This is a genomic window from Embleya sp. NPDC005575, assembly GCF_040605455.1.
Lineage (GTDB): Bacteria > Actinomycetota > Actinomycetes > Streptomycetales > Streptomycetaceae > Embleya.
The window spans coordinates 1-9,577 of sequence record NZ_JBEXCV010000237.1 but is presented as its reverse complement, the minus strand read 5'-3'; the positions used below and the strand labels follow the sequence as shown (position 1 = coordinate 9,577).

General features: G+C 72.3%; 9 protein-coding genes and 1 pseudogene. 2 read left to right on the top strand and 8 right to left on the bottom strand.

The features are described from left to right. Window positions 1-112 precede the first annotated feature (112 nt). Window positions 113-865: a CbtA family protein gene (locus ABZS54_RS40295; protein WP_355547563.1), complete on the bottom strand. Its 753-nt coding sequence runs from the start codon at window positions 863-865 to the stop codon at window positions 113-115. 91 nt (window positions 866-956) lie between these two features. Continuing rightward, window positions 957-1,169, bottom strand: a complete 213-nt coding sequence (locus ABZS54_RS40290; protein ID WP_020550021.1) for a CbtB-domain containing protein — start codon at window positions 1,167-1,169, stop codon at window positions 957-959. A gap of 346 nt (window positions 1,170-1,515) precedes the next feature. Between ABZS54_RS40290 and ABZS54_RS40285 the strand changes: the two genes are divergently transcribed. Continuing rightward, the gene (locus ABZS54_RS40285) at window positions 1,516-2,094 is read left to right on the top strand and encodes a histidine phosphatase family protein (protein ID WP_355547560.1); all 579 of its coding nucleotides are present in this window, start codon (window positions 1,516-1,518) and stop codon (window positions 2,092-2,094) included. A 73-nt stretch (window positions 2,095-2,167) separates the two neighbouring features. Here ABZS54_RS40285 and ABZS54_RS40280 read toward each other — a convergent pair whose 3' ends face one another. From ABZS54_RS40280 to ABZS54_RS40255, 6 genes are read right to left on the bottom strand one after another with little or no spacing between them, the layout of a single operon-like run. Continuing rightward, on the bottom strand, window positions 2,168-2,578 hold the full coding sequence (locus ABZS54_RS40280) for a PPOX class F420-dependent oxidoreductase (RefSeq protein ID WP_355547557.1): 411 nt from the start codon (window positions 2,576-2,578) through the stop codon (window positions 2,168-2,170). Window positions 2,579-2,619: 41 nt separating this feature from the next. Continuing rightward, window positions 2,620-3,600, bottom strand: a complete 981-nt coding sequence (locus tag ABZS54_RS40275; RefSeq protein WP_355547554.1) for an alcohol dehydrogenase catalytic domain-containing protein — start codon at window positions 3,598-3,600, stop codon at window positions 2,620-2,622. Next, window positions 3,597-5,063, bottom strand: a complete 1,467-nt coding sequence (locus ABZS54_RS40270) for an aspartate aminotransferase family protein (protein ID WP_355547551.1) — start codon at window positions 5,061-5,063, stop codon at window positions 3,597-3,599. The genes ABZS54_RS40275 and ABZS54_RS40270 overlap by 4 nt, the downstream gene beginning before the upstream one ends. Continuing rightward, window positions 5,056-6,492, bottom strand: a complete 1,437-nt coding sequence (locus ABZS54_RS40265) for a trehalose-6-phosphate synthase (protein WP_355547548.1) — start codon at window positions 6,490-6,492, stop codon at window positions 5,056-5,058. Before ABZS54_RS40265 ends, ABZS54_RS40270 begins: the two co-directional genes overlap by 8 nt. Further along, window positions 6,492-7,493, bottom strand: a complete 1,002-nt coding sequence (locus tag ABZS54_RS40260; protein WP_355547545.1) for a sugar nucleotide-binding protein — start codon at window positions 7,491-7,493, stop codon at window positions 6,492-6,494. The genes ABZS54_RS40265 and ABZS54_RS40260 overlap by 1 nt, the downstream gene beginning before the upstream one ends. Next, window positions 7,490-8,887 carry an MFS transporter gene (locus ABZS54_RS40255; RefSeq protein WP_355547543.1) on the bottom strand — a complete coding sequence of 466 codons (1,398 nt, stop codon included), beginning with the start codon at window positions 8,885-8,887 and terminating at the stop codon, window positions 7,490-7,492. Before ABZS54_RS40255 ends, ABZS54_RS40260 begins: the two co-directional genes overlap by 4 nt. 133 nt (window positions 8,888-9,020) lie before the next feature. Between ABZS54_RS40255 and ABZS54_RS40250 the strand changes: the two are divergent. Then, window positions 9,021-9,577: pseudogene (locus ABZS54_RS40250) on the top strand (hypothetical protein); the annotation flags it as partial.

Sequence of the window (9,577 nt, the reverse complement as noted above, 5' to 3'; positions counted from 1 at the left end):
GCCGCGATCGCCTTGGCGGTGTCGCTGTCTGGACCGGGATCCGGGACGAAGATCGACGCTCGGTGTCGTGGCAGGTGAGGGCGCCGGCCACGGCACGGGTGAGCCGATCCGGTCAACCGGCGGCGGCCGGGACCCGCGATTCGGGTCGCGGATCGGCGACGGGGAAGAGGACGCGTTCCGCCAACAAGCCGAAGACCAGGCCGAACGTGGTCCAGATGATGGTGTGGATGCCGAGCGAGGCCACCCGGAAGCGCCAAACCACGGTGGCCGAGAACTCGGCCGGGATCTCGTTCACCGTGGGCATCGCCCACATCGCCACGCCGACCGCGACCACGAACGCCGCGACCGCGAGCGGGACGGCGTTCCAGACCCCCAGACGCGGGGTCAGCCGTCGGGCGAGCAGTACCGAGGCCGCCGCCAACAGCACGGACAGCGCCGGCATGCCGAAGTACAGCGCGGTGCGCCGCCCGATGGTGTCCGGGTCGCCGACCGCCGGCGGGTTCGCCGGGTACTTCAGGAACGGCACCACGATCACCGTCACGAACCCGAGCAGCGCCAGCAGCCCGGCCGTTGCCCGGGGTCGGAACGGCCCGATCCTGCCGTACGCGAAGGCGAAGACGAGTGCGAACAGGCCGCCGATCGCGATCCCGTACACCCCCACGCCGGTCAGCATGCCGATCGTGCTCTGCACGCCCCGACTGACGATCTCCTCTTCGGGATGGTCACCGTGCGCGCTCGCCTCGTGTTCCTCGAAGGCGATCGCGTTGCGGACCTCCGGTTCACCGAAGACCCACGCGAACACCCACGCCAGAACCCCGGCGAGCACGCCGGTGAGCATGCCGCGGATCAACAGATTTCGCACCATGCGTGATGTCGACTTCCTGTGTGGCGACCCGCCTCGTCGACGGGTCGCTACCTGTCCTTCCGTACGTGCCGCGCGGTGGACCGCGCAGCCGTCAGTGGCAGGGGAAGCCGAGCAGGTGTCGTCCGTCGTGCACGAACTCGTGCACACCCGATCCCGAGAAGAGCGCGACCGCGCCCTGCTCGGAGGCGACGAAGTAGATCAGAAACAACAGGAATGCCCCGGCGAACGCGGCCCAGGGCAGGATCGCCTTGACCGGAATCGTGATCGGTGTGACGGCGGGACGGGGAACGGCGGCCTGAGCCACGGAATCCTCCTTCGGGGCAACGCGCCCGGATACGGGGTGCGTCGCGGGAGGGTCTGACTCACGGCCGCCGGGTCCCGCTCGCGCGGGGTCGGTGGCTCGATCACAGTGGCGCGCCCGTGCCGGAGTCTCACCGGCTTCCTCGTCGCGACGCGAGGTCGATCGGAATCTAGGGGCCGGCCGCCGACGGGGTCAACGGGCGCGGGCCGTTGGGCGGGATCTTTGTGCAAGTCTTGAACCGGGTGGATCGGGCGGATCGGGCGGGATGGATCGTGATGAACGGGGTGGATCGGGTGAAGCGGGCAGGCCGTGTCGAGCCGGTCTTGCGCCACGACCGCGGGGGCACGTCGTGAGTACCCGGGTCACCCTGCTGTGCCATGCCGCCACCGTTGCCACCGGGCGGGCCGCCTTCCCGGCGGACGAGCCGCCCACCGCGCACGGTCGGGCGGCGGCCGAGCGGTTGGCGCCGATGGCCGGCGGGAAGCCGCCTCGGGCGGTGCGCGGGCCGGAGTTGCGCTGCGCGGAGACCTCGATCGCCCTCGGCTTGGCGGACGCGCTGGTCGAGCCGGCGCTGCGCGACTGCGATCACGGGACCTGGGCCGGCCGGACGCTGGACGAGGTGCTGGCCGCGGACCCGGCGGGGGTGGCCGCGTGGCTTGCCGAGCCGGACGCGACCCCGCACGGTGGCGAGTCGCTGGCCTCGGTGCTGGCCCGGTCCGCGAGTTGGCTCGACGAACAGGCGCAGGCCGGGCACGGGCGGTTGGTCGCGATCACCCATCCGATCGTCGCGCGCGCCGTCGCGGTGCACGCGCTCCGCGCCCCCGCGAGCGTGTTCTGGCACCTGGACGCGGGACCGCTGGCCCGGGTCGACCTCACCCGCAACGGCACCCGCTGGGCACTGCGCGGATTCGGTACCCCGGGTTCGTGACGCCGGTGTCGGTGCGACGCACTCCGTACCGTTGGTTCGTGCGGTCCGGACCGCGCGACGGTGTGGAGGCCGCTCAGTTCGCCGCGGCGCCGGTGAGTCGGGTCGGGGTGAGGCGGACGACGACTCGGACGGACTCCGCGGGCAGCGCCGGATACTCCTCGCCCGCGCCGGGGCCCTCGTATTTCTCGGCCAGTGCGACGGCGAGCCGACGGTCGACGTCCTCGGTGATCGTGGTGGTGCCGCGCACCTCCAGGGAGACGTCGGGATCGGCCGGATCGTGGATGGTCGGACTCGCGCGCGGGTCACGACGCAGGTTGCGCTCCTTGAGCCGGCCGGCCTGCGTCGAGATCAGCACGTCGTCACCGTCACGCCCGACCCACACCACCGAGGTCTGCGGCCCGCCGTCACCATTCACGGTGGCCAACACCGCCGGGTGAGCCGCGTCGAGGAGCTTGCGGGCGGTATCGCCCAGGGACATCGTCATCTTCGGGATCCTATGACGCACCCCCGCCCGCGCCCTCGGGTTCACGGTCGGATCACTGTTTTGCCCAGGGGACGGCCGGTGATCTGGTCGCGGAGGACGTCGGGGAGTTCGGGGAGGGTGATCTCCTCGGTGATCAGGCGTTCCACGGGCAGGTTCGGGAGGGTGGCCAGGGCGGTGGTGAAGTCGGCGGGGGTGGTGCCGTAGCTGCCGGCCACCGTGACCGGGCGGCCGGACCAGGTGGTGTGGACCGCGTGTTCGTGCCGGCGCACGTGGTCCAGGTCGACGGGCAGGCCCGGGAGTTCGTCGCCGGGCGCGGTGCCGCCGTAGAGCAGGGCCAGGCCGGCCGGGGCGAGTACGTGCAGGGCCTCGGCCAGGATGTCCGGGCGGACGAAGCTGGTTGCGATCACCGCCGCGTCGAATGCCGAGGCCGGCAGCGTGGCGATGGCGCTCACCTCGAAACCCCGGTCCCGGAGGAACTTCGCGCGGTCGGCGCTGCGGTTGGCCAACGTGACGTCGGCGCCCGCCAGTTCGGCGAGGCGGGCAATGAGCAGACCCGCCGCGCCCGCACCGAACACGACCACCCGGCGGCCGGCCGGCGGCGCGCCCAGGTGTCCGGCCAACGCCGCGACGCAGTGTCCGGCGCATGCGAGCGGCTCGGCGAACACGGCCTGGCGGGACGGGAGTCGGTCCGGGACCAGGGGGAGTGCGGTGAGCAGCCGGTCGGCCGGCCCGGCCGCGTACATCTCGGTCGCGAAGCCGGTGGTCCGGGTGAGCCGGACGTTGGGGTCCAGGGCCACCCGCAGGCCGGTGGGCAGCCGATCCGCAAGCGTGGATTCGGCGATCACGCCGACGAGTTCGTGACCGAACTGGCTGGGGCCGTGGCGCTCGCGGGCCACCTCCTTGAGGTCGGAGCGGCACAGGCCGGCCAGTTCGACCCGGACCAGCACCCGATGCTCACCCGCCGGCGGGTCCGGCCGGTCGAGCCGCAGGCAGGGGCCGTCCGGGCCCAACTCGACTCTCATTCCGACGAGTCCGAGGGGGCGGGGGTCGAGGTCGCCGAGACGGACTCGGCCGGTCGAACCGGTGAGCCCGACGCCCCCGGGGTCGACCGTGCCGCCGCCCGCGCTCCCGGGGCCGCCCGCGCCGCCGGAGCGGCCCACGCCCCCCGAGCCGTGCGCGCCGCCGGAGTCGTACCTGCCGTCCGCGTCCGCAACATCTCCAGCGCCTCGCCGAACCGGTCCGCGATCAGGTGCGCGTCGGGCGGGGTCAGGATCAGCGGTGGGCGCAACTCGATCACGTTGCCCAGGCCATGCTCCGACACGCGGGTGAGGACGCCCCGCGTGTGCAGGTGGCGCTGGAACGCCTGGGCCAGTTCCGGCGCCTTCGCGCCGTCCGGGCGGACCAGTTCCACACCGATCATCAGGCCCGGCCCCCGCACGTCGCCGAGCACGGGATGCTCGCGCCGGAGCACACTCAGGCGCTCGCTCAGGATCGCACCGACTCGGCGCACGTTGGCCAGGAACCCGGGTCGGCGGACGATCTCCAACGTCTTGACCGCCGCCGCCGCGGCAAGCGTGTGGCCGCCGTAGGTGAAGCCGTGCAGTGACCGGTCCCAGTCGGCCATGCGCTCCTCGGTCAGGATCGCCGCGAGCGGCAGGCCGCTGCCGGTCAGGCCCTTGGCAACGGTCATCATGTGCGGGGTGACCCCGAAGTGGTCCGCCGCGAACATCTCGCCCGTGCGGCCGAACGCGGTCTGGATCTCGTCGAAGATCAACACGATCCCGTGCTCGTCGCACAGCGCCCGCAGCGCCTGGAAATACCCCGGCGGGGGCACGATGTTGCCGCCCATCCCGCTGATCGGCTCGATCAACACGCACGCGACGCTGCCGGAACTCGCGTACGTGATGAAGTCCTCGATCCGCTCCACGCACAACATTCCGCAGGTGTCGGGGGTCTGCCGATAGAAGCAGCGGAAGCAGTACGCATCGGGCACGTGCAGTGCGCCGGCGGCGTGCACCGGGAACGGCGCGCGCATCCGGCTGCTGCCGTTGAACGCGGTGGCCGCGATGGTCTGCCCGACGTGACCCCGGAACGGCACGATCACATCACGCCGCCCGGTGTGGTGCCGGGCGATCTTGATCGCGCCCTCGTTCGCGGTCGACCCGCCGCTGCTGCGCAGGTTCACCCGGGTCAGGCCGGCCGGCGCGAGCGCGACCAGGTCGCACATCAGCCGGTCGGTGGGTTCGGTGCGGAACGAGGAAGAGGCGAAGACCAGTTCCTCGGTCTGCTCACGCACGGCCGCCATCACCTCGGGGTGATTGTGCCCGAGCACCAGATTGAACGTCCCGGACACGCAGTCCAGATACTCCCGCCCCGTGGAATCCCACGAGCGGATGCCCTCGCCGCGCACCAACACCGCGTTGCCCAATTGGTACTGCGCGACCTGGACGGCCCCGGCCGACGGCCCGTCCACCGGCTCAGTCATTGCGGTGGTCCATGTCCAGCCAGGCCAACTGAGTGCGGACCCACGCCTCCAGGGTCCATGGTTCGGCCACCCGGCGCCGCCGCTCGGCCGCCGCCTTGCGCTCGGCGGCCGGCGCGGTCAACGCGGCGACCAACGCCTCGGCCTGCTCGACCAGGTCGAAGGGGTTGACCGTGCGACAGACCGGGGCCAGGATCTCGGCCGCACCGCACATCTCGGACAGGATCACGTCCGCGTCCCGCTCGTTGACCAGCGGCGCCTCGAACGTGCTCAGATTCTGGCCGTCCACCGTCGAGTTGAACATCAGCACGTCGGCCCGACGGAAGCAGCCGATGGTGTGCTCGACCTCGTTGTCGCAGTGCAGCCGCACGGTGTCCGGACCCAGTTCGGCGTTCGCTTCGGCGATCGTGTACTCCACGCGCCGCAGGTAGTCGGCGTTCGCCTCGACGTAGAGCCGATTGGGATTCATCCGGATCAGCAACCTGGAGGAGCGCACCGACGGTTCCAGACGATGGGCCGATACGAAGGCCCGCACCGCACGTTCGGCGTTCTTCATCGGGTCGGTCCGGCCGCTGTGCACGACCAGCGGTGCGTCGCCCGCCCACTCCGCGATCCCCTCCGGGAGACGCGGCCGGTCCGCTTCCAGGGCGAGCGGACTGTAGCCGAGCGGCATCGTGCGCACCCCGGTGCGCCGACCGCGCCAGTGCACCACGCCCGCGTTCCGGTCCACCTCGGCGTCCGGTATCAGATCCGCCACGCAGTCCAGGAAGTTGCGGCACCACCGCTCCGCGAAAAAACCGATGGTGGTCGCGGGCAACATGCCCTCCAGGATGCCGACCCGCATCGCCTTGGGCAGGATTCGCCAATAGTCCGGGGACGGCCACGGGATGTGCACGAAGAGCAGGATCGGCGCGTTCGCTCGCACCGCGCGCAACCGGGCCGGAACGCCGACGAGTTGGTAGTCGTGTACCAGGTAGGCCGGGTCCGAGACGTCGGCCGAGTCGGCGAGCAGCGCACCGGCGAAGTCCTCGGTGAACTCGGCGAACCGGTCCAGCGCGGCGTAGGTCTCGGTGCCGAAGGTCGGCGTCTTCCACTTGTCCCAGCCGTAGTTGTTCGCGGCCCACATCAGCTGTGCGGTGAAGAAGTTCTGCACCACCTCGAACGTGTCCCGATCGTGGCGGAGCAGGCGGACCCGGATGTCTCGGCCCGAACGCAGCCGCAGCTCCAGGCCGTTCGGATTCTCCCGGGCGGCTCGATGGTCGTCGTCGGTATCCGCGCTGGCGATCCAGGTCACGTCCAGCACGCCCGCCTGCTCGGCGACCACGTTTCCCGTACCACCCGGGGCGAGCCATGGTCGCAGCGTGCCGCGATCGGGATCCGGGGCGAAACTGACGGCGGCGCGCTTGCTGGCCAGGAACAGATGACGGTCCATCAGGGCTGGTCCCTTCCGAAGACTGAGGCGTCGAAGGCGGCTGAAGCGTCGAGGGTGGGTGTGGTGTCGGGGACGGTCGGGCTCTTGTGCGGGGCAGGCGAGTGCGCCGCCGGCGCGGCGATCAGCGCGGCGTCCGCGGCGAAGACGTCCACGGGGGCCAAGCCACGCAGTTCGGGCAGGTGGGTGGCGCGCTCGCTGTGCAGGCACGCGTTGCGCGGGCGGCACGCGTACGCCGTGTTCCCCTGCGGGACGGCGGTCACCAACGCGGGGTCGACGCCGTAGGTTGCCGCGATGTGCCGGGCCCACCGGACCCGGGAGAGCCGACGCGGACCGCCCAGGTGCACGACGCCGGTGTGCGGCGAATCGAGCAGCGCGGTGGTCCAGGCGGCGACATCGTCGATCAGCACCGGCGTGTTCCAGTGCTCGTCCGGCACCGCGACCGGCGCGCCCACGGCCAGGCGTTCGGCGCACGTGGTGAAGAAGTTCGGCCGCAGACCGGCCCGGTCCCACCCGTACACCAGGCTGACCCGGAGCACGAGCGCGTCGCCGGTGGCCAGATAGGCGGCCTCGGCGGCCAGTTTCACGCGGCCGTAGGCGTTGGCCGGCGCGGTCGGATCGGATTCGGTACAGCTGTCCGCGTGCCCGGCGAACACGTTGTCCGTGGAGATCAGCACGGTCCGCGCGGCCCGGCCCGCGAGCGCGGCCACCACGTGCCGGGCGCCCGCCGCGTGTACGGCTGCCGCTGTGGCCGGATCGGCCTCGCACCAGGTGATGTCCGAGGGCCCGTGGGCGGCCACCACCGCGTCCGGACGGACCGCGTCGACGACGGTACGCACCTGCCGCGGATCGGCGACGTCCACCGGGAGCCAGCGCAGCCCTCGGGTCTCCGGGGTACGCGGGCGGCGCCGCGAGCCGAGCACGACACCGTGGCCGAGGCGGGTCAACCGGGTGCCGACGTGCCCGGCTATGTACCCCGACCCGAACACCAGGACCCGGGTCATCGGGAAACCCCCTTCCGGTTCGGTCGGTTGGGCCGGTCGGGTCGGTGTGGACCGCTCGATGTGCTCGCCCCGCGCGACCCCTTCGGTGAACTTCGCTCGTCCGACGAATCGTTGCCATCACCCGAATCGTCCTGCCGTCCCGGAGGATCCCGGTCGTCCGCGCGATCGGCCCGGCCTGCCGAATCCACCGGGTCCGCCGGGTCCACCGCCGGATTCGTACCCGGGCCGGTCTCCGGGTCACCCGTCCCCTCGGCCGGCAGCAACCGCAGCGACTGACTGCCCATCACCACCACGACTCCGCACAGCGCGACGATGCCGAGGACGGTGCTCAGACCCAGGTGCCCGGCCAACGTGCCGACCAGTGGCGGAGCGCCCAGGAAACCCGCATAGGACACCGTGGTGACCAGCGAGATCGCCTGTGGGCGCCGTTTCGGGCCGACCGCGCGCCCGGTCGCGGCGAGCAGGGTTGGGACGACCGGGGCCAGCCCGACGCCGGCGAGCGCGAACCCGGCGAGCGTGCTCGCGGTGGACCAGGCCGCTGCGGCGAGGGCGAGTCCGAGCCCGCCCAACACGCCGCCGACGAGCACCAGCGTACGGTCGCCGATCCGTTCGCCGCGCCACTGGGCGAGCATGCGACCGGCGGACAGGCCCGCCATATAGGCGGCCGGCCCGCACGCGGCGAGCAAGGAACCCGCGCCGAGGTCGTCCGCCAGGTGGATCGCGCCCCACTGCTCGACGGTGTTCTCCATCAGCAGCACCGTGCCGCCGACCGAGCCGACCACCAGCAGGGCGACCAGGAGCCGGCCGTGCGCGCGGTCGGCCGGGCTGTCCGGCCCGGGGTCCTGCTCCTGCCACCGCCGCCGATCGATTGCCAGGACCGCGCTGAGTGCGACCAGCACGGCGATGGTCACCAGGATCGCCCGCGCGGATGCGCCCAGATGCAGGGCCAGACCGACCGCAGGGGCGGCGAGCACCATCGCCAGCGGGGTGGCCGCCTGGACCTTGTTGAACAGCCGCTCGCCGGTGAGCGCCTCGCGTGCGGCCGTGGTGGCGTTCAGCGCCACCTCGATCGCGCCGCTGGCCGCACCGATCAGGAGCAGGGCGGCGGCGAACGTCCACCGGGATCCGACCACCGCGACGGCCAGGGTGCCGAGCGCGAACGCGGCGGTCACCAGCGGCAACGTGCGCGGGCCGAGTCGCCGGGCGAGCGGCCCGGTGAGCAACATCGCGGGCACCGCCGCGACCGGGACCGCGAACAGAGCCAGGCCCAGCTGCCGGTCGTCCAGCGCGAGTTCGTCCTTGAGCGTGGGGATCAGCGCGGCCCAACCACCCCAGAACAGCCCCCAACTCGTCGCGGGAGCCACCAGTCCGAGCACACCGCCGCCGTGCCGCATCGACGCTCCGTCCGTATCGGGTGACCCAGAGTGTCGTCCACCGTACTGCGCCCTCACCATCCTCGGCCGGCATCCCGCACCGGTAGCGTGACCTGGACCATCGGATTTCGACAGACCGCGGAGGCTTTCGACTGTGGGGTACCGGGCCGGCAGATACTGGGCGATCGACGCCGGCGGCACGCGCACCACGGCCATGGCGCTCGACACGATCCGGTACATCCGGGAGTCGGTGAACCCCGCGTCGGCCGGTGCGGCGGCCGAGGAGACGCTCCTTCGACTGCTGTCCGAGATCGCCGCGGACCTGGGCGGTGCGTCGCTCGGCTGGCTCGCGAGCTCGACGATCACCATGGACACCGCGCCGGGGGCGATCGACCGACTGGCCGTGATCGCGCGCGAACAGGGCCTTTCGGGTCGGCTCGTGGTCTCCGGCGACGTACCGCCGCTGCTGCTCGCGCCGCCGCTGTCCGGACGCGGCGTCGTGGTGGTGGCTGGTACCGGCTCGGCCTGCGTGGCGAGTTCCGGGTCGGACGCGGGACCACCCGTCGTGATCGGCGGGTGCGAATACCTGGGCAGCGACGAGGGCAGCGCGTACGCGCTCGGCGAGGCGGGCCTGCGGGCCGCCGTGCGCGGGGCGGACGGGCGCGGGCGGCCGACCACGCTGTTCGCCGCCTCGGGTCCGCGCGAACTCGC